Source organism: Streptomyces sp. NPDC058812 (assembly GCF_042744565.1).
Lineage (GTDB): Bacteria > Actinomycetota > Actinomycetes > Streptomycetales > Streptomycetaceae > Streptomyces > Streptomyces thinghirensis.
In genome coordinates, this window is record NZ_JBHYOB010000002.1 from 246,298 (window position 1) to 264,220 (window position 17,923).

Below are 17,923 nucleotides of genomic sequence, written 5' to 3' on the forward strand. Positions count from 1 at the left end.
AAATGCTGTGAGACGGCCCCCGTGCTCCCATCCGACAGCTCCCGCCCCACCCGAGGAAGATCATGAAGTTCACCGACGGCTTCTGGCTCATCCGCGAGGGCGTGCATCTCTCGTACGCCACTGAAGTACGCGATGTGCGTCCCGAATCGAAGCGCTTCACCTCGCATGCCGCCGTGAAGAAGGTGACGCGGAGGGGTGACACGCTCAACGCGCCGCTCCTCACGGTCGAGTGCTTCTCTCCCGCCGAGGGCGTCATCGGCGTCCGTGTCACCCACCACGCCGGAAAGCGCCGGCCTGGCCCCGACTTCGCCCTCACGGGCGCGGCGGACGACGCCGGCGCGGTACACCAGGACGGCACGGTCACCGAGCTGACCAGCGGCCCGCTGTCCCTCCGCCTGGACCGCGAGGGCCCCTGGGGCCTCACCTTCCACGACGCGGACGGACGCGAACTGACCCGCGCCGACGCCAAGAGCACCGCGTTCGCCACCACCGGCGACGGCGGCCACCACATGCTGGGCCGGCTCGCGCTCGGAGTCGGTGAGCAGATCTACGGCCTCGGCGAGCGCTTCACCCCGTTCGTGAAGAACGGCCAGGTCGTCGACATGTGGCAGGCCGACGGCGGCACCAGCAGCGAACAGGCCTACAAGAACATCCCGTTCTACCTCTCCTCACGCGGCTACGGCGTCTTCGTCAACCACCCCGGCGCCGTCTCCTTCGAGGTCGGTTCCGAGTCCGTCGGCCAGGTGCAGTTCAGCGTCGAGGACCAGACGCTGGAGTACTACGTCGTCGCCGGCCCCACCCCCAAGGACGTCCTCACCCGCTACACCGCCCTCACCGGCCGCCCCGCCCTCCCACCCGCCTGGTCCTTCGGCCTGTGGCTCACCACGTCCTTCACCACGTCCTACGACGAGGAGACGGTGACGAGGTTCGTCGACGGCATGGCCGAGCGGGGCATCCCGCTGTCCGTCTTCCACTTCGACTGCTTCTGGATGCGCGAGTACCAGTGGTGCGACTTCCAGTGGGACCCGGACGTCTTCCCCGACCCGGACGGCATGCTCGCCCGGCTCAAGGCCAAGGGGCTGAAGGTCAGCGCCTGGATCAACCCCTACATCGCCCAGAAGTCCCCCCTCTTCGACGAGGCCGCCGCCCTCGGCCACCTGGTGCGCCGGCCGGACGGCGACATCTGGCAGTGGGACCTGTGGCAGGCGGGCATGGGCCTGGTCGACTTCACCAGCCCCGCCGCTTGCGACTGGTACGCCGGAAAGCTCAAGCCGCTGCTCGACCAGGGCGTGGACTGCTTCAAGACCGACTTCGGCGAGCGCGTCCCCACCGACGTCGTCTGGCACGACGGCTCCGACCCGGAGCGCATGCACAACTACTACACGCACCTGTTCAACCGGACCGTCTTCGAACTCCTCGAAAAGGAGCGCGGACAGGGTGAGGCCGTCCTCTTCGCCCGCTCCGCGACCGCGGGCGGCCAGCAGTACCCCGTCCACTGGGGCGGCGACTGCTGGTCGTCCTTCGAGGCGATGGCCGAGTCGCTCCGGGGCGGCCTGTCCCTGTCCCTGAGCGGCTTCGGCTTCTGGAGCCACGACATCGGCGGCTTCGAGGGCACCCCCGACCCGGCCGTCTTCAAGCGCTGGCTGGCCTTCGGCCTGCTCTCCTCGCACAGCCGCCTGCACGGCTCCTCGTCGTACCGGGTGCCGTGGGAGTTCGGCGACGAGGCGGTCGACGTCGCCCGGAGCTTCACCCTCCTCAAGCACCGCCTGATGCCCTACCTGTACGGCGTCGCCGCCGAGGCCCACCGCACCGGCGTGCCGATGATGCGGCCGATGGTCCTGGAGTACCCGCACGACCCGGGCTGCCGCCCGCTGGACCGCCAGTACATGCTCGGCCCCGACCTCCTGGTCGCCCCGGTCTTCACCGAGGACGGCGAGGTCGAGGTGTACCTCCCCGAGGGCACCTGGACCCACCTCCTGAGCGGCGAGCGCGTCACCGGCCCCGCCTGGCGCACCGAACGGCACGGCTACGACAGCCTGCCGCTGTACGTCCGCGAGGGCGCCGTCCTGCCGCTGGCCTCCGACGACCGCCGCCCCGACGGTGACTGGCTGGACACCCCGGCCCTGCTGGTCCACCCGCCCGCCGGGCCCGACTACGCGGCCGAGGTCACCGTGCCCGACCTGCTGGGCACGCCCGCCGCGACGTTCCGCGTGCGGCGCGACGGGGACGTCCTGCGGGTCACCGCGAGCGGCACCGACCGCCCGTTCACCGTGCGCGTCGCCGGCGGGGCGAGCGCGGAGGGCACCGGGGAGGTGAGCGTGCCGCTGGGGTGAGGCCCGCCGGCCAGCGCCGTCAGCGGTCGAGGCCGGCCGAGGCAATGAGTGGCCGAGGCAGTCAGCGGTCGAGGCCGGCCAGTGCCGTCAGCAGCCGGTCCACGTCGTCCGCGCTGCTGTACGGCGCGAGCCCGACCCGTACGCCGCCCTCGTCACCCAGCCTCAGCCTGCGCGAGGCCTCCACCGCGTAGAAGGAGCCGGCGGGCGCGTCCACCATCCGCTCGGCCAACTGCCGGTAGACGTCGGCCGGGCGCAGGCCCGCCACGGTGAACAGCAGGGTCGGCGTGCGCCGCGCGGCCCGCGAGTACACGGTGATCCCGTCGACGTCCGCCAGCCCGCGCTCGATCCGCTCGCGCAGCGCGTCCTCGTGGGCCTCCAGCGCCGCGAAGGAGGCGACGAGCCGGTCCCGGCGGCTGCCCCGCGCGTCCGGCTCCAGGCCCGCGAGGAAGTCCACCGCGGCCCGGGCACCGGCCAGCAGCTCGTACGGCAGCGTCCCCAGCTCGAAGCGCTCGGGGACGGCGTCGCTGGAGGGCAGCAGCTTGTCCGGGCGCAGAGTCTCCAGGAACTCGGGCCGGGCCGCCAGCACCCCCAGGTGCGGACCCAGGAACTTGTACGGCGAGCACACCAGCGTGTCCGCGCCGAGTGCCGCCGGGTCGACGACGGCGTGCGAGGCGTAGTGCACCGCGTCGACGTGGAGCAGCGCACCGACGCCGTGCACGAGGCGGGCGACGGCCGGCAGGTCGGGCATGGTGCCGATGAGGTTGGACGCGGCCGTCACCGCGACCAGCCGGGTGCGCGGGGAGAGCACCGCCTCGATGTGCTCGGGAAGCAGTTCCCCGGTGGCCGGGTCGAAGTCCGCCCAGCGCACGCTCGCGCCGGCCGCCTCGGCAGCCTGTGCCCAGGGCCGGATGTTGGAGTCGTGGTCGAGGCGGGTGACGACCACCTCGTCGCCAGGACCCCACGTCTTGGCGAGCGTCCGGGACAGGTCGTAGGCGAGCTGTGTGGCGCTGCGGCCGAGGACGACGCCCCGCGGCTCGGTGCCCAGCAGGTCGGCCAGTGCGCTCCGGGCGTCCGCGACGATGCCGTCCGCGTTGCGCTCGCCCTCGGTCGTCCGGCCCCGGTTGGCCAGCGGATTGGCCAGCGCCTCGCCGATGGCGTCGATGACGGGCTGCGGGGTCTGGGTGCCGCCCGGGGCGTCGAAGCGGGCGGAGCCGGACTTCAGGGCGGGTATCTGCGCGCGGATCGCGTCGACGTCGAGGGCCATGTGCACTCCAACCGAAGGCGGAAACTCCCGCCACATGATCGCATCAGGCCGGCGATCGGAACAGGCGCGCGTGACGGACGGGGGGCGGCGGTGACGGGTACGGGTGGGTGCGGACGGGTACGAACGGGCCCGGGCGGCTCAGGAGTCCGCGGCGTGCGCCGGCTGCTTCTCACGGCCGCCGGGGTGACGGTGCCGCCAGATCCAGAAGACCGCGCAGGACAGCAGCGCCCACCCGCCCAGCACCAGGAACGGGAACGCGTGCTGGTGGCCCTGGAAGTACACCGCCGTGTGCTGGGCGTTGACCGAGGCCCCCGGCGGCAGCCACTGGCCGATCGCCCCCAGCGGGGACGGCAGCAGCGGCCAGGACACCGCCCCGCCGGAGGAGGGATTGCCGAGGAGCACCATCAGGCCCCAGGTCGGCAGCATCGCCCAACGTCCGAACAGGGTGTTGAACATGGTGAAGACCATGCCGGACGCGAACATCGTGAGGGCGAGGATCAGCCACGACTCGACGAACGGCAGGTCGAGCGCGTCCAGCAGCCAGTCCACCGTCGCGGCGATGGCGAACCCGCCCAGCAGCGCGTAGGCGGCCGTGAAGAGGATGCGTTCGAAGGGAGTCAGTGAGCGCGCGTGCACGCTCAGCTGGATCGCCCCGACGAAGCCGATGATCACCGCGGCCAGGGAGATGTAGAAGATCGCCAGTCCGCGCGGGTCGCCCTCCTGGAGGGGGTTGACGTCACGGACGGTGACCTCGACGCCGGTCTTCTGCCCCACGACCGGTGCCGTGTCGCCCAGCACCTGCGCGACGGAGGCCCCCGACGCGCTGGAGAGGTCGAGCACGGCGGTCCGTCCGTCGTCGCGCAGCTCGAAGATCGCGAAGACCTCTTGGTCCTGCATCGCCTCCCGGGCCTCGGCCTCGCTCCCGTAGGGGTGGACCTTGACCGAGGCGTTCAGCGCCTTCTCCAGGCCGTCCAGAAAGGTCTGGCCACGGGCCTCCTCGTACGAACCGACCACTGCCGTGGGGATCGAGTGCGGCGTCGGGTCCGCCATCGAGTAGGTGTACGAACCCGCGAAGAGGCCCGCCGCCGCCGCGAGGATCAGCACAAGTACGGTGGCCGGCCAGAACGGCGACTGCCGGAACGTGGACCACCGCTGACCGCGCGTCGGAGGCTGGGCGTGGGCGCCGTGGGACATGTGGGCCATGTCCCGGACGCTTTCACAGCCGGGACGAAGGGGCATCAAGAGCGCCGTCGCCCGGGGGTGCACGGAGCGTGACGGCGCCCCCTCGTGGGGCCGCGGAGGTCGCGTGGAACGGGCTCAGGCGTGCACCAGCGGGGTGTCCACCAGATGCTCCGCCACGAACCACGCCTGCAGTTCGTTGGTGCGCACGACCTCGGAGACGAGGAGGTCGTTGGTGCCGTCGTCGCCGAGTTCCTGAGTGCGGCCGGCGGCGTCGTGGCAGTCGGCCAGGATCAGTTCGTGCGCCTCCAGGAGCCGCGAGAGCATCGACGGCACCTCCTCCACCCCGTCCGGCGGACGCGGCACGGTGGTGATCTCGGCGACGTGCCGGGGGTCGCCGATCGCGACGCCGCCGAGCGTCTGGACGCGCTCGGCGATGGTGTCGATCAGCTCCAGCTGCTCGCCCGCGTGCTTGTCCAGCAGCAGGTGCAGTTGGTAGAACGTCGCCCCGCGCATGAGCCAGTGGTACTTCTTGTACAGGTCGTGCAGGATCCGGGTGTCCGCCAGGACCTTGTTGAGCCGCTGACAGGAGTAGAGGCGGGTCTCCATGGTCAGCGCCACGGGAAACTGCTTGACGGTGCCGAACTCCTGGATGGTGCGGCCCTTCTGGTGCAGCCAGGGCTGGCTGCCGTCGGACCGGTGCTCCACGGACGACGACTTCGGGTTGCTCACGCCTGAACTCCTTCGGGAGAGGACTGAAGACCGTGCCGGCGCGGTGCGACCGGCTCCGGACCCCCCGCGACAGTCGACCAGCCGGGTGCCGAGGCCGCAAACGCTGGGGGGTTGTCCGGACATTCGCCTTCCGCTTAGGGTCTGCCGCAGTGCAAGCGCTTTCTAACGGCGCGCGCGTGCCTGTCGTGCGCCGGCGTCCGAGGAGGACCGCATGTCCCCACGTCCCGCCCGCCGCCGGGTCGCCGTGGTCGGTACCGGTGCCATCGTCACCGGCAGCCACCTGCCCGCCCTCAGAGCCCACGCCGACCGCGCGGAACTGGTGGCCGCCGTGGACGTGGACCCGGCCCGGCTCGACGCCTTCCGGGCTCAGGCGGGCGGCGACGTCGCCGGGTACACGTCGACGGGCGCCATGCTGGACGCCGTACGCCCCGACCTGGTGCTCATCGGTACGCCGCCGTCCCTGCACCGGGAGCAGACGGTCGCCGCGCTCAAGGCCGGCGCCTGGGTGCTGTGCGAGAAGCCGCTGTGCCTCTCCCTCGCCGAGTACGACGACATCGCCGCCGCCGAGGAGGCGTCCGGCGCGTACGCCTCCGTGGTCTTCCAGCACCGGCACGGCTCCGGCGCCGCGCACGCCCGCGACCTGATCGCGAGCGGCGAGCTGGGTGCCCCGCTGGTCGCCCACTGCCAGACCACCTGGCACCGCGACGCCGCCTACTACGCGGTGCCGTGGCGCGGACGCTGGTCCACCGAGGGCGGCGGCCCGACCATGGGCCACGGCATCCACCAGTACGACCTGCTGCTGCACCTGCTCGGCCCCTGGGCGGAGGTGCGTGCCATGGCGACGCGCCTGGTCCACGACACCGAGAGCGAGGACGTCTCCACCGCCCTGGTGCGGTTCGAGAACGGTGCCCTCGCCACCGTCGTCAACAGCGTGCTCTCCCCGGACGAGGTGAGCCGCGTCCGCGTCGACTGCGCCGACGCGACCGTGGAGCTGACCCACCTCTACGGGCACCGCAACGACGACTGGACCTACACCCCGGCCCGGCACGTCGCCCCGGAACGGGTCGCCGCCTGGCGCTCTCCGGCGGCGGACGTGCCCAGCTCCCACACCGCGCAGCTCGGCGCGGTGCTGGACGCCTGGGACGCGGGCGAGCGGCCCCCCGGCAGTGGTCGGGACGCGCGCGCCACGCTGGAGTTCGCCGCCGCCCTGTACAAGGCGGCGTTCACCGGACGGCCCGTCGTCGCGGGCGAGATCGTACCCGGCGACCCCTTCCACTCGGCCATGCACGGCGACCACCCCGACTGGGCACCCGAGGAGCGCGCATGAGCACCCTGAGCGTCAGCCACACCCACGGCGACCACGTCGCCGTCACCGCGGCGAACGGCACCGAGATCCTCCGCTACGTCTACCGCCCCGACCCCGAGGCCTTCGAGTCCCGCAAGCCCTACGCCCACCCGGTGCGCACCCTCGCCGGTCGCCCGGTGACCGGGTACCGCCCCAGCGACCACCGCTGGCACAAGGGCCTGCAGATGACGGCGAGTCACCTCTCCGGCCAGAACTTCTGGGGCGGCAACTGCTACGTCCACGGCGAGGGCTACCTGCCCCTGCCCGAGCGCGTCGGCTCGATGCGGCACGACGGCTTCCCCGGCTTCGGGGTCGAGGACGACCGGCTCACGATCACCGAGAACCTCACCTGGATCGAGAACGGCGGCGCCGAGTGGGCCCGCGAGGAGCGCGGACTGACCGTCCACTCGGTCGACGAGGCGGCGGGCGCCTGGGTCCTGGACTGGTCGATCCGCCTCACCAACACCCGCGCCGAGCCGCTGGCGTTCGGCTCCCCGACCACCGCCGGCCGCGAGATGGCCGGCTACACCGGCCTCCAGTGGCGCGGCCCCCGCGACTTCACCGGCGGCACCGCCTTCGCGCCGGGCACCGACGCGGACGCCGCCGGGCTGATGGGCACCCAGGGCCCGTGGCTCGCCTTCACCACCGAGCACGACGACGTCGACGCCCACTCCACACTCGTCTTCGCGCACGCGCCCGAGAACCTCGACGAGAGGACCGCCGTCCATCCCTCCCACTGGTTCGTGCGGGCCGAGCCGATCCCGACGGTGGCGTTCTCCTGGGCGTTCTTCGAGGAGTTCGAGCTGCCCGGGGGCGAGTCCTTCGCCTACCGCTACCGCATCGTGGTCGCCGACGGCGCCTGGGACGGAGACCGCGTCGGGACGTACCTGAAGGGGCTGCCGTGGTGATCGACTCCAAGCCCGTACTTCCCCACCCCCTGCCCGGCGCGGTGGGCCTGTCCCACCTGAGCGCCTACGACTGGGCCGCCGCCGACGGCGTGTGCGGCGGCAGCCCGCATCTGCACCTGGTGTGCACGGAGGCGTACGTCGTCACCGGCGGGCGCGGCGCGGTGCAGACGCTGAGTCCCGACGGCTACCGGGACATTCCGCTGGAGCCCGGCTCACTCGCCTGGTTCACGCCGGGCACCGTGCACCGCATGGTGCAGGGCGGTGACCTGCGCATCACGGTGCTGATGCAGAACAGCGGCCTGCCCGAGGCCGGCGACGCCGTCTTCACCTTCCCGCCCGAGGTACTGGCCGACCCCGACGCGTACGCCGCCGCGGCCGCGCTTCCGCCCGGCGCCGGGCCGGAGACGGAGGCCGCGGCGCGGCGCCGCAGGGACCTCGCCGTCGAGGGTTACCTCGTCCTGCGCGAGGCCCTCGTCGCCGGCGACGCCGGCCCGTACCGGGAGTTCCAGCGGGCCGCCGCCCACCTGGTGCGCGACAAGGTGCCCGGCTGGCGGGAGCTGTGGCGGGCCGGCGCGCTGGCCACCGCCGAGCGCACCGGCGCCCAGCTCGACGCGCTCATCGACGGCGGTCCGGCGTACCTCGCCGACGCCACCGCGTACGGGGCCGCGCCCACCCGGCACGGCGGTTACGGCATGTGCGGCCGGCGCGACGAGTACGCGCTGCCGGGGACGACGCTGCCGTACCAGGGGGAGTAGCGCACGCAGCGAGGCAGCAGGGGGCAGGGGGGCAAGGGGAGGCAGGGGGGCACGCAACGGACCGAGGAGAGGAAGAGGTGACCTCGGCATGCCCGGACACCGGACGAGAGGATTCCGCCTGTCGGCCGCGGCGCTCGCGCTGTGCGCGCTGCTGGCCGGCTGCGGGGGCTCGGGAGAGTCGGCCGACGGCGGCAAGGTCGTGCTGCGCTACACATGGTGGGGCAACCCCGACCGCGCGGAACGCACCGAGCGGGCCGTCGCCCTGTTCGAGGAACGGCACCCGGACATCCAGGTGCGGACGTCGTTCTCCGGCTACGACGCCTACAAGCAGAAGCTCGCCACCCAGGCCGCCGGCGGCGACGCCCCCGACGTGATGCAGCTCGACTACCGCCAGATCGACCAGTACGCCTCCGGCGGCGTCCTGCTCGACCTCGCGGAACAGCGGGACACCCTGCGCACCTCCGGCATCGACGGAGGGCTGCTCGCCACCGGCCGGGTGGACGGCACCCAGTACGCGATACCGCAGGGCCGCGGCACCGAGACGCTCGTCCACGACGTCGCCGCGTGGAAGGCGTCAGGGGTGCCGCTGCCGCGCGAGGGATGGACCTGGAGCGAGTGGGCCGACGCCATGCGGGCGCTGGCCGAGCGGACCGGCAGACCCGGCGCGGGCGACCCGGGCCAGAGCGAGGACGCCTTCGAGGTCTGGCTGCGCGGACAGGGCAAGTCCCTCTACACCGAGGACGGCGGCCTGGGCTTCACGGCCGACGACCTGACCCGCTGGTGGACCTTCACCGACACCCTGCGCCGCGAGGGCGCCGTCTCGCCCGCCGAACAGACCACCCAGCTCGACGGCGCCGTCGAGAACACCCCGCTCGGACGCGGCAAGGCCGTCTCCGACTTCAACTGGGACGCCCCGGCCAGCGGTTACACCGCGCTCGTGGAGAGCGGCATCGCGCTGGCCCCGATGCCCTCCGGCGAGGACGGCACACCCGGCCAGTACTTCAAGCCGTCGATGTTCCTCGGCGTCTCCGCCAACACCCCGCACGCCGAGGCGGCGGCCCGGCTCGTCGACTTCATGATCAACGACCCCGGGGCGGGGGACATTCTCGGAGCCACCCGCGGCATCCCGGTCAACGAGGCCGTCCGCGCGCGGACCGGGCCGCGGCTGACCGGCTTCGACCGCACGATCGCCGACTTCCAGGACTCCCTGGAGGGCTCGCTGGGGGACCCGCCGCAGGCCCCGCCGTCGGGGGACAACGCCCTGCAGACCACCTTCGCGCGCGACTACGACCAGGTCTCCTACGAACGCATGTCGCCGCGCGAGGCGGCGGAGAACTACCTCACCGAGGCGAAGGCGGAGCTGAGGTCATGACCACCACCGACGTCCCCGCGGCCACCACCCGCCGAGCCCGCTCCGCCGAGACCGCCCCCAGGCGCCGCCGCAGGGGTCGGCGCGAGGGCGCCGCCTGGGTGTTCCTCTCACCCTGGGTGCTCGGCGCGATCGTCCTCACGCTGCTGCCCATGGCGGTCTCCCTGTACCTGTCCTTCACCGATTACAACCTCTTCGACCCACCGCGCTGGGTGGGCCTGCGCAACTACACGCAGATGTTCACCGAGGACCCGCGCTACTGGCGCTCGGTCCGCACGACCCTGCTCTACGTCGCCCTCGCCGTCCCCCTGCAACTCGCCCTCGCCCTCCTCGTCGCCCTCGCGCTGAAGTCCGTCAAGCGCGGCAAGGCCTTCTACCGCTCCGCCTTCTACGCGCCCTCGCTGCTGGGCGCGTCGATGTCCATCGCCCTGGTCTGGCGGGCGATCTTCAACGACGGCGGCACGGTGGACAACCTGCTCGGCACCGGCGGCTGGGTGAACCGGCCCGGCTGGTCGCTGCTGGCCGTGGCCCTGCTGACGGTGTGGCAGTTCGGCGCCCCGATGGTCATCTTCCTCGCCGGCCTCCAGCAGATCCCCGCCGAGCTGTACGAGGCGGCGGCCGTGGACGGGGCCGGGAAGTGGCGGCAGTTCGTGTCCGTCACGCTCCCGATGCTGTCCCCGGTGATCTTCTTCAACCTCATGCTCCAGACCATCCAGGCCTTCCAGGTCTTCACCCCCGCCTTCGCCGTCAGCGCGGGCAAGGGCGGGCCCGCCGACTCCACCCTCGTCTACACCCTCTACCTCTACGACCGCGGCTTCGTCGCCTCCCACATGGGCTACGCCTCCGCCATGGCCTGGGTACTGCTGCTCGCCATCGGCGCCGTCACGGCGGTGCTGTTCCGCACGTCGCGCTCCTGGGTCTTCTACGCCTCCGAGGGGGACCGATGACCTCGCTCACCGTCGCACGCAAGCCCGTCCGGTGGCGCCGCGTCGCGCTGCACGCCGGCTGCCTGGCCGCCCTGCTGGTCATGCTGTACCCGCTGGCCTGGCTGCTCGCCACCTCGCTCAAGCCCGCCGACGAGGTCATCGCGAGCCTCGACCTGCTGCCCGGCAGCCTGGAGTGGTCCAACTACTCCACCGCCCTGGAGGGCGTGAACGACGTGTCGGTGTGGCGGCTGCTCGGCAACTCGCTGCTGATCGCGGGCGGCGCCGTCCTCGGCAACGTCCTCAGCTGCTCGCTCGCCGCCTACGCCTTCGCGCGACTCAGGTTCCGCCTGCGCGGCCCGCTGTTCGCCTTCATGATCGCGACGATCATGCTGCCGCACCACGCGGTGCTGATCCCGCAGTACATCATCTTCAACCAACTCGGCCTGGTGAACACCTACTGGCCGCTGATCCTGCCCAAGTTCCTCGCCACGGAGGCGTTCTTCGTCTTCCTCATCGTGCAGTTCATGCGCGGTCTGCCGCGCGAGCTGGAGGAAGCGGCCCGCATCGACGGCTGCGGCCCCTTCCGGAGCTTCTTCAGCGTCGTCCTGCCGCTGACCCGCCCGGCCCTCATCACCACGGCCATCTTCACCTTCATCTGGACCTGGAACGACTTCTTCACCCAGCTCATCTACCTGTTCGACCCGGACAAGTTCACGCTCACCCTCGCCCTGCGGTCGTTCGTGGACGCCTCCAGCACCTCGGCCTTCGGCCCGATGTTCGCCATGTCGGTGATCGCGCTGCTGCCGATCGTGCTGTTCTTCCTGGCCTTCCAGCGGTTCCTGGTGGAGGGCATGGCCAGCTCCGGACTGAAGGGGTGAACGGCGTGAGCGGCACACGCACCCGCGAGCCGGGCGACGTCTTCGGCCCGCGCATGACCCTGTTCGCCGACGTGCTGAGCGTCGGCCTCGCCACCGCCGTGGCCTGTCTGCCCCTGCTGACCGCGCCCGCCGCGCTGTCGACTGCGTGCGCGGTCCTGCGGGGCGCGGGGGAGGACCGGCCCGCCACCGCGGGGCGGTACTTCGCGCTGCTGCGGCGGCGGACGCGGGCCGGTGACCTGGCGGCGGGCGCCGTCGCCCTGGCCGGGCTGCTGCTGTTCGCCGCCGACCTGGCGCTGGCCGGCGCCGGACTGCCGGGGGCGCGGCTGTTCGCGGTACTGGCCGCCGCGATCGGCGCGTGCGCCGCGCTGGTGGGACTGCGGGCCTGCGCCCGCCCCGAGTCGCTCACCGACTGGCCGGCCGCCGTGCGCGCCGCCGCCGGGGACGCCGTACGGGACGCGGGCGGCAGCGGCCTGGTGCTGCTCGCGGTGGCCACCGCGGCCCTGTGCGCCTGGATGCTGCTGCCGCTGGCGTTCCTGGCCCCGGGACCACTGGCGTTGGCGCTCACGGCCGTGGACGTGCGGCGCGCCCAGGGAAGTTGAGCGGCGGGGAGACCGGGGCGTCGGGCGTTCACGTCCTGATCTCCCGCCGGGCAGAAGAGTTAATGGGCCATTAGGGCGACGGATGTGTGAAGGGATGGTCGAAATGCGCATCATTTTGACATGAACCTGCGGCCCGAGGGGCGGGTCGCAGCCTCATGGAGGTGTGGAATGCACCGCAGACTCGCCACCGGACTCGCCACCTCGGCCCTGGCCGTGACCGCCGTCCTCGGCACCGCCGCGACCGCCGAAGCCGCTCCCGCCGACAAACCGCGGGTACTCGCGAGCTGGACCCAGACCAGCGCGTCGAGCTACAACGCCTGGACCGCCGCGCGGGCGAACCAGTCCGCCTGGGCCGCCTACGGGTTCGACTGGACCACCGACTACTGCTCCTCCTCGCCGGACAACCCGTTCGGCTTCCCGTTCAGCACCTCCTGCGCACGCCACGACTTCGGCTACCGCAACTACAAGGCCGCCGGCTCCTTCAGCGCCAACAAGTCCCGCCTCGACAGCGCCTTCTACGAGGACCTCAAGCGTGTCTGCGCCCGCTACGGCGGCGCCACCAAGACCGCCTGCAACAGCACGGCGTGGACGTACTACCAGGCCGTGAGGGCCTTCGGCTGACGGTCCGCGCGGCGGCCCGCTATCCGGGCGCGGAGGACGACTCCGGCGCCGCCGGGCAGACCGACCGCAGGCCCGGTACCGGAGCGGCCGCCGCTGCCGCGAGCGCGGCGGCCGCACTGGCGATGCCCAGGACGGCGCCCGCGGCCACGTCGCCGGGATAGTGCACGCCGACGTGGACCCGGGCGTACCCGACGGCGCTCGCCAGCGCGCCGAGCGGGACGGCGGCCGCGGGCAGGACCACGCCGACCGCCGTGGCGAACGCGACCGCCGAGGCCGTGTGACCGGACGGGAACGACGCCGAGGCGGGCATGGGCACGTACCGGTCCACCGTGACCCGCGCCGCCTCCCGGTCGGGCCGCGCCCTGCGCACCAGCCGCTTGCCCAGCAGGTTCGCGGAGGCCGAGGCCACGGCGACCGCGCCCACCCCGACGAGGGCCGCCCGGCGCGGCCGCGCACCACTCAGGGCGAGCACGGCGGCGATCCCGAGCGAGACCTTCGAGTGGTCGGCGGCGTGGGACAGCCGGCGCAGCGTCCGGTCGAGCGTGGGCGTGGACGTGGCGGCCACCGCCGCGTACAGCGCGCCGTCCACGGCACGGAGATCACCGAGTACGGCGGTGAGGGCCCGCCCGCGCGGACGCGCCGGGCCCGGATCCGGAGCGAGCGGCCCGCTGGTGTCGCCGTCGGCGTTGGTCGGTTCGGTCATGGGCTCCTGCTCCGCGGGGCGATGGGGCCGGGTGGCGCCCGGAGCGCCGGGAACGCCGTGGGCCCCCGTCCGCGCACCGCGCGTGATCCGTCGCCGCACCAGCCTGGTCCGACGCCGGGCACACCGCGCGTCTGCGGGGCCCGTCCGGGGGACAGCGCGGGCGCCACTCACCCGGAGGGCGACGCCAGGCCCGTCTCGTACGCGAGGATGACCGGCCGGCCCCTGTCCCGGGCGTCCGGCTCGGCCGGCAGACGGGCCGGACACGCCTTGGCGGTGACGACGCGGAGGCATGGGCGGCCGGACCGGCCGAGGGCGTGAAGCGGGTGCGCGGTCTGTTCCGGCGGCCGGCCGCGGAGGGGCGGACCGTGTGCGGCTCCAGCCCCTTGGGAGCCTCCTGGGAGCCCCTGGGGGCGACCGCGCCGGACGTCGTCGGCATGCACCGTGTGACCAGCGAGCCGCTGAAGACATGCGTGAGCCGCCGAAGGCATGCGCGAGCCGCCGGCCGACCCGGGAGGGGCCGGCCGGCGGCTCGGTGGCGTTGCGCGGTGGGTCAGCCCGCGGCGCGGAAGGACCGCAGGCGCAGGGAGTTGCCGACGACGAAGACCGAGGAGAAGGCCATGGCCGCGCCGGCGATCATCGGGTTGAGCAGTCCGGCCGCGGCGAGCGGCAGGGCGGCGATGTTGTAGGCGAAGGCCCAGAAGAGGTTGGACTTGATGGTGCCCAGCGTCTTGCGGGCCAGCCGGATGGCGTCGGCGGCGGCGCGCAGATCGCCGCGGACCAGGGTGAGGTCGCCGGCCTCGATGGCGGCGTCGGTGCCCGTGCCCATGGCCAGCCCCAGGTCGGCCTGGGCGAGCGCGGCGGCGTCGTTGACACCGTCACCGACCATCGCCACCGAACGGCCCTCGCCCTGGAGGCGCTTGACGACGTCGACCTTGTCCTCGGGCATGACCTCGGCGATGACGTGCTCGGGGTCGATGCCGACCTCGCGGGCGACGGAGGCGGCCACGGCCCGGTTGTCACCGGTCAGCAGCACCGGGGTCAGACCCAGGGCACGCAGCCGGGTGATGGCTTCGGCGCTGGTCTCCTTCACCGCGTCGGCGACCTCCAGGACCGCCCGCGCCTCGCCGTCCCAGGCGACGGCGATCGCGGTCCGGCCGGCCGTCTCCGCCTCGGCCTTGGTCCGGGCCAGGTCCTCCGGAAGGGCCATGGCCCACTCGGCGAGCAGCTGTTCGCGGCCGACGAGGACGGCGTGGCCGTCGACGACGCCCTGCACGCCGAGCCCCGGGACGCCTGCGAAGTCCTCGGGGGCGGGCAGCGAGCCCAGCTTCTCCAGGGCTCCGTCCGCGACGGCTCGGGCGATCGGGTGCTCCGACGCGTGCTCCAACGCGCCCGCCAGCCGCAGCACTTCGGCCTCCGCCGTGCCGTCGGCGGTGTGGACGGCGAGCAGGGTCATGCGGCCGGTGGTGACGGTGCCGGTCTTGTCGAGGACGATGGTGTCGACCTTGCGGGTGGACTCCAGGACCTCGGGGCCCTTGATGAGGATGCCGAGCTGGGCGCCGCGCCCGGTGCCGACCATCAGCGCGGTCGGTGTGGCGAGGCCCAGGGCGCAGGGGCAGGCGATGATCAGTACGGCGACGGCGGCCGTGAACGCGGCGGTCAGTCCGGAGCCGTTGCCGACCCAGAAGCCGAGGGTGGCCAGCGCCAGGGCGATGACGACCGGGACGAAGACGCCGGAGATGCGGTCGGCGAGCCGCTGCGCCTGGGCCTTGCCGTTCTGCGCGTCCTCGACCAGCTTCGCCATCCGCGCCAGCTGGGTGTCCGCGCCGACCCGGGTCGCCTCGACCACCAGCCGGCCGCCCGCGTTCAGGGTGGCGCCGGTGACCCCGTCGCCCACGCCGACCTCGACGGGCACCGACTCGCCGGTGAGCATGGAGGCGTCGACCGCGGAGGTGCCTTCCACGACCGTCCCGTCGGTGGCGATCTTCTCACCGGGGCGGACCAGGAAGCGGTCACCCGCCGCCAACTCGGCCGTGGGAATCGTCCGTTCGCTGCCGTCCGGGTCGAGTACGGTGACGTCCTTGGCGCCCAGTTCCAGCAGGGCCTTGAGCGCGGCGCCGGCCTTGCGCTTGGAACGGGCCTCGAAGTAGCGGCCGGCCAGGATGAACGCGGTCACCCCGGCGGCGGCCTCCAGATAGATGTTCCCGGCGCCGTCGGTGCGGGCGATGGTCAGCTCGAACGGGTGCGTCATGCCCGGCGTGCCCGCGGTGCCGAAGAACAGCGCCCACAGCGACCACAGGAACGCCGCCGACGTGCCGACCGAGATCAGCGTGTCCATGGTGGCCGCGCCGTGCCGGGCGTTGGTGAAGGCGGCCTTGTGGAAGGGCCAGGCGGCGTAGGTCACCACCGGCGCCGCCAGGGCCAGCGACAGCCACTGCCAGTACTCGAACTGCAACGCCGGCACCATCGCCATCGCGATCACCGGGACGGCCAGCACCACGGCGGTGACCAGCCGCTCCCGCAGGGGCCGCAGGTCGTCGGCGGGCTCGGCGCTCTCCGCGCCGGGCGCGGGCTCGGCGCGTACCGGCTCGGGCTCGCGGGCGGTGTACCCGGTCGCCTCGACCGTGGCGATCAGCTCCGGGACGGAGACGTCGCCGGCGTAGTGGACCTTGGCCTTCTCCGTCGCGTAGTTGACGGTGGCGGTGACCCCGTCCATCCGGTTGAGCTTCTTCTCGATCCGGGCGGCGCACGAGGCGCAGGTCATGCCGCCGATGGCGAGTTCCACCTCGGCCGGTGCGCTGGTCGTACTCGTGGTCATGGCTGCTCCTGATGGGGGGCGTCGGCCGGGACCCGGCGAGCGGGTCCCGGCGGTGCGGCGGGGGAGTGCGGGTCGGTCAGACGCGGCCGGTCAGCTCGTAGCCGGCCTCGTCGACGACCTCGGCGAGCGCGGCGTCGTCCGGCTCGGCGGTTCCGGTGACGGTGACCCGGCCCGTGTCGAGCTCGACGTCGACACCGGTGACACCGTCCAGCTCACCGATCACGCGGGTGAGCGTCGCCTTGCAGTGACCGCAGCTCATCCCGGCGACGGCGTAGGTGGTGCGGACGGGCGGGGTGACGGGGGTGGTGACGGTCGAAGCCATGGGTTCCTCCCGAATGTCGTGGAGATACGGGGCTGGGGTATCCCTGCCGGGTTCCATGTATACCCCCCAGGGGTAACGAGGGCAACTCCCTCACTCATCTTGACTTAGTACCCCCCAGGGGTATGGTGAAGTGCATGGAGAGGCCTCCGCACGAGCCGGAGACCCGGAATCCGAGGAGACGACCGCCATGCACACCGGAGTGAGGATCACCGCGTTCGCCGCCGCACTGGCCGCCACATTCGGCACCGCCTACGGCGTCGGCAAGGCAGTGGACCCGGTCGTTGCGGAGAAGGCGCCCGCGACCCACGACGAGCACAGCCGTCCATCGCCGGAACCGAAGGAGGGCGGCGGTCACGGGGGGCACGAGAACACCACGCCCGGCGGGCTGCAGATCTCCGAGAGCGGCTACTCCCTCGACCTCGCCACCCCACGCGTCACCGCCGGTCAGCGCGCCGAGCTGCGCTTCACCGTCCGGGACGGCAGCGGCGAGGCCGTCACCGCGTACCAGCGCGAGCACGACAAGGAACTCCACCTCATCCTGGCCTCACGCGACCTGGTCACCTACCGCCACCTGCACCCCACGCGCGCCGCCGACGGCACCTGGAGCACCCCCGTCGACCTGCCTCGCGCGGGCGGCTACCGCGTCTTCGCCGACTTCACCCCGGCGAAGAAGAACGCGGAGAACCTCACCCTCGGCGCCGACCTCGCCGCCTCCGGCCGCTACGAGCCCGCGAACCTGCCGGCCCCGGACGACACCGCCCGGGCCGACGGCTACCAGGTCGAACTCGCCGGGTCCCTGCGCCCCGGCAAGGCGAGCGAGCTGAAGCTGAAGGTCTTGAGGGGCGGGGAGCCCGTCAACGACCTCCAGCCCTACCTGGGTGCCTACGGGCACCTGGTCGCCCTGCGCTCGGGCGACCTCGCCTACCTCCACGTCCACCCGAACGGCGAACCCGGCGACGGCACCACGAAGCCCGGCCCGGAGATCTCCTTCACGGCCACCGCGCCCAGCGACGGCACCTACCGCCTCTTCCTGGACTTCCAGCACCAGGGCAAGGTCCACACCGCGGCGTTCACCGTACGGGCCGGATCGGCACCCGCGGCGCAGGACTCGGCTCCGACGGCTCCGACCGAGCACACCGACGGCCGGGGCACTGGCGGCCACGGGCACTGACTG

At 72.9% G+C, this 17,923-nt stretch carries 16 protein-coding genes; 10 read left to right on the forward strand and 6 right to left on the reverse strand.

Annotation, left to right across the window (positions count from 1 at the left end; genetic code table 11):
• The first annotated feature begins 62 nt into the window (after positions 1–62).
• A complete protein-coding gene (gene yicI / locus ACFW48_RS05195) occupies positions 63–2,333 on the forward strand; it encodes an alpha-xylosidase (protein ID WP_386310606.1) in 2,271 nt (756 codons plus the stop codon).
• A 61-nt stretch (positions 2,334–2,394) separates the two neighbouring features.
• Here yicI and ACFW48_RS05200 read toward each other — a convergent pair whose 3' ends face one another.
• The 3 genes from ACFW48_RS05200 to ACFW48_RS05210 form a co-directional block, all read right to left on the reverse strand.
• A complete protein-coding gene (locus ACFW48_RS05200; RefSeq protein ID WP_386310608.1) occupies positions 2,395–3,597 on the reverse strand; it encodes a cysteine desulfurase-like protein in 1,203 nt (400 codons plus the stop codon).
• A gap of 138 nt (positions 3,598–3,735) precedes the next feature.
• A complete protein-coding gene (locus tag ACFW48_RS05205; protein WP_386310609.1) occupies positions 3,736–4,800 on the reverse strand; it encodes an ABC transporter permease in 1,065 nt (354 codons plus the stop codon).
• A gap of 114 nt (positions 4,801–4,914) precedes the next feature.
• A complete protein-coding gene (locus ACFW48_RS05210; RefSeq protein ID WP_121750497.1) occupies positions 4,915–5,508 on the reverse strand; it encodes a Dps family protein in 594 nt (197 codons plus the stop codon).
• Between the two features lie 211 nt (positions 5,509–5,719).
• Here ACFW48_RS05210 and ACFW48_RS05215 point away from each other — a divergent pair, with 211 nt between their 5' ends.
• From ACFW48_RS05215 to ACFW48_RS05250, 8 genes are all read left to right on the forward strand, one after another.
• The gene (locus ACFW48_RS05215; protein WP_386310611.1) at positions 5,720–6,835 is read left to right on the forward strand and encodes a Gfo/Idh/MocA family protein; all 1,116 of its coding nucleotides are present in this window, start codon (positions 5,720–5,722) and stop codon (positions 6,833–6,835) included.
• Positions 6,832–7,761 carry a PmoA family protein gene (locus ACFW48_RS05220; protein ID WP_386310613.1) on the forward strand — a complete coding sequence of 310 codons (930 nt, stop codon included), beginning with the start codon at positions 6,832–6,834 and terminating at the stop codon, positions 7,759–7,761. The genes ACFW48_RS05215 and ACFW48_RS05220 overlap by 4 nt, the downstream gene beginning before the upstream one ends.
• Positions 7,755–8,516 carry a cupin domain-containing protein gene (locus ACFW48_RS05225; RefSeq protein WP_386310615.1) on the forward strand — a complete coding sequence of 254 codons (762 nt, stop codon included), beginning with the start codon at positions 7,755–7,757 and terminating at the stop codon, positions 8,514–8,516. The genes ACFW48_RS05220 and ACFW48_RS05225 overlap by 7 nt, the downstream gene beginning before the upstream one ends.
• 88 nt (positions 8,517–8,604) lie before the next feature.
• Positions 8,605–9,888, forward strand: a complete 1,284-nt coding sequence (locus ACFW48_RS05230; RefSeq protein ID WP_386310617.1) for an ABC transporter substrate-binding protein — start codon at positions 8,605–8,607, stop codon at positions 9,886–9,888.
• Complete coding sequence (locus tag ACFW48_RS05235; RefSeq protein WP_386310619.1) at positions 9,885–10,832, forward strand: carbohydrate ABC transporter permease; 948 nt, start codon at positions 9,885–9,887, stop codon at positions 10,830–10,832. The genes ACFW48_RS05230 and ACFW48_RS05235 overlap by 4 nt, the downstream gene beginning before the upstream one ends.
• Positions 10,829–11,689 carry a carbohydrate ABC transporter permease gene (locus ACFW48_RS05240; RefSeq protein WP_386310620.1) on the forward strand — a complete coding sequence of 287 codons (861 nt, stop codon included), beginning with the start codon at positions 10,829–10,831 and terminating at the stop codon, positions 11,687–11,689. The genes ACFW48_RS05235 and ACFW48_RS05240 overlap by 4 nt, the downstream gene beginning before the upstream one ends.
• A 5-nt stretch (positions 11,690–11,694) precedes the next feature.
• A complete protein-coding gene (locus ACFW48_RS05245) occupies positions 11,695–12,288 on the forward strand; it encodes a hypothetical protein (RefSeq protein WP_386310622.1) in 594 nt (197 codons plus the stop codon).
• 168 nt (positions 12,289–12,456) lie between these two features.
• The gene (locus ACFW48_RS05250; RefSeq protein WP_386310624.1) at positions 12,457–12,909 is read left to right on the forward strand and encodes a phospholipase; all 453 of its coding nucleotides are present in this window, start codon (positions 12,457–12,459) and stop codon (positions 12,907–12,909) included.
• A gap of 19 nt (positions 12,910–12,928) precedes the next feature.
• Here the strand turns inward: ACFW48_RS05250 and ACFW48_RS05255 are convergent, their stop codons facing one another.
• The 3 genes from ACFW48_RS05255 to ACFW48_RS05265 all read right to left on the reverse strand — a co-directional run bounded on the left by ACFW48_RS05255 (position 12,929) and on the right by ACFW48_RS05265 (position 16,749).
• Entirely contained in the window at positions 12,929–13,612 is a 684-nt protein-coding gene (locus ACFW48_RS05255) for a phosphatase PAP2 family protein (RefSeq protein ID WP_386310626.1), read from the reverse strand.
• Positions 13,613–14,162: 550 nt separating this feature from the next.
• The gene (locus tag ACFW48_RS05260) at positions 14,163–16,427 is read right to left on the reverse strand and encodes a heavy metal translocating P-type ATPase (RefSeq protein ID WP_386310628.1); all 2,265 of its coding nucleotides are present in this window, start codon (positions 16,425–16,427) and stop codon (positions 14,163–14,165) included.
• 76 nt (positions 16,428–16,503) lie between these two features.
• A complete protein-coding gene (locus ACFW48_RS05265) occupies positions 16,504–16,749 on the reverse strand; it encodes a heavy-metal-associated domain-containing protein (RefSeq protein WP_386310629.1) in 246 nt (81 codons plus the stop codon).
• Positions 16,750–16,936: 187 nt separating this feature from the next.
• Between ACFW48_RS05265 and ACFW48_RS05270 the strand changes: the two genes are divergently transcribed.
• The gene (locus tag ACFW48_RS05270; protein WP_386310631.1) at positions 16,937–17,920 is read left to right on the forward strand and encodes a hypothetical protein; all 984 of its coding nucleotides are present in this window, start codon (positions 16,937–16,939) and stop codon (positions 17,918–17,920) included.
• Positions 17,921–17,923 lie beyond the last annotated feature (3 nt).

Coding starts and splice junctions, on each gene's coding strand:
- ACFW48_RS05265 (WP_386310629.1), bottom strand. CDS start 16,749: ATGGCTTCGACCGTCACCACCCCCGTCACCCCGCCCGTCCGCACCACC.
- ACFW48_RS05200 (WP_386310608.1), bottom strand. CDS start 3,597: ATGGCCCTCGACGTCGACGCGATCCGCGCGCAGATACCCGCCCTGAAG.
- ACFW48_RS05250 (WP_386310624.1), top strand. CDS start 12,457: ATGCACCGCAGACTCGCCACCGGACTCGCCACCTCGGCCCTGGCCGTG.
- ACFW48_RS05205 (WP_386310609.1), bottom strand. CDS start 4,800: ATGGCCCACATGTCCCACGGCGCCCACGCCCAGCCTCCGACGCGCGGT.
- ACFW48_RS05270 (WP_386310631.1), top strand. CDS start 16,937: ATGCACACCGGAGTGAGGATCACCGCGTTCGCCGCCGCACTGGCCGCC.
- ACFW48_RS05230 (WP_386310617.1), top strand. CDS start 8,605: ATGCCCGGACACCGGACGAGAGGATTCCGCCTGTCGGCCGCGGCGCTC.
- yicI (WP_386310606.1), top strand. CDS start 63: ATGAAGTTCACCGACGGCTTCTGGCTCATCCGCGAGGGCGTGCATCTC.
- ACFW48_RS05215 (WP_386310611.1), top strand. CDS start 5,720: ATGTCCCCACGTCCCGCCCGCCGCCGGGTCGCCGTGGTCGGTACCGGT.
- ACFW48_RS05260 (WP_386310628.1), bottom strand. CDS start 16,427: ATGACCACGAGTACGACCAGCGCACCGGCCGAGGTGGAACTCGCCATC.
- ACFW48_RS05255 (WP_386310626.1), bottom strand. CDS start 13,612: ATGACCGAACCGACCAACGCCGACGGCGACACCAGCGGGCCGCTCGCT.
- ACFW48_RS05235 (WP_386310619.1), top strand. CDS start 9,885: ATGACCACCACCGACGTCCCCGCGGCCACCACCCGCCGAGCCCGCTCC.
- ACFW48_RS05240 (WP_386310620.1), top strand. CDS start 10,829: ATGACCTCGCTCACCGTCGCACGCAAGCCCGTCCGGTGGCGCCGCGTC.
- ACFW48_RS05220 (WP_386310613.1), top strand. CDS start 6,832: ATGAGCACCCTGAGCGTCAGCCACACCCACGGCGACCACGTCGCCGTC.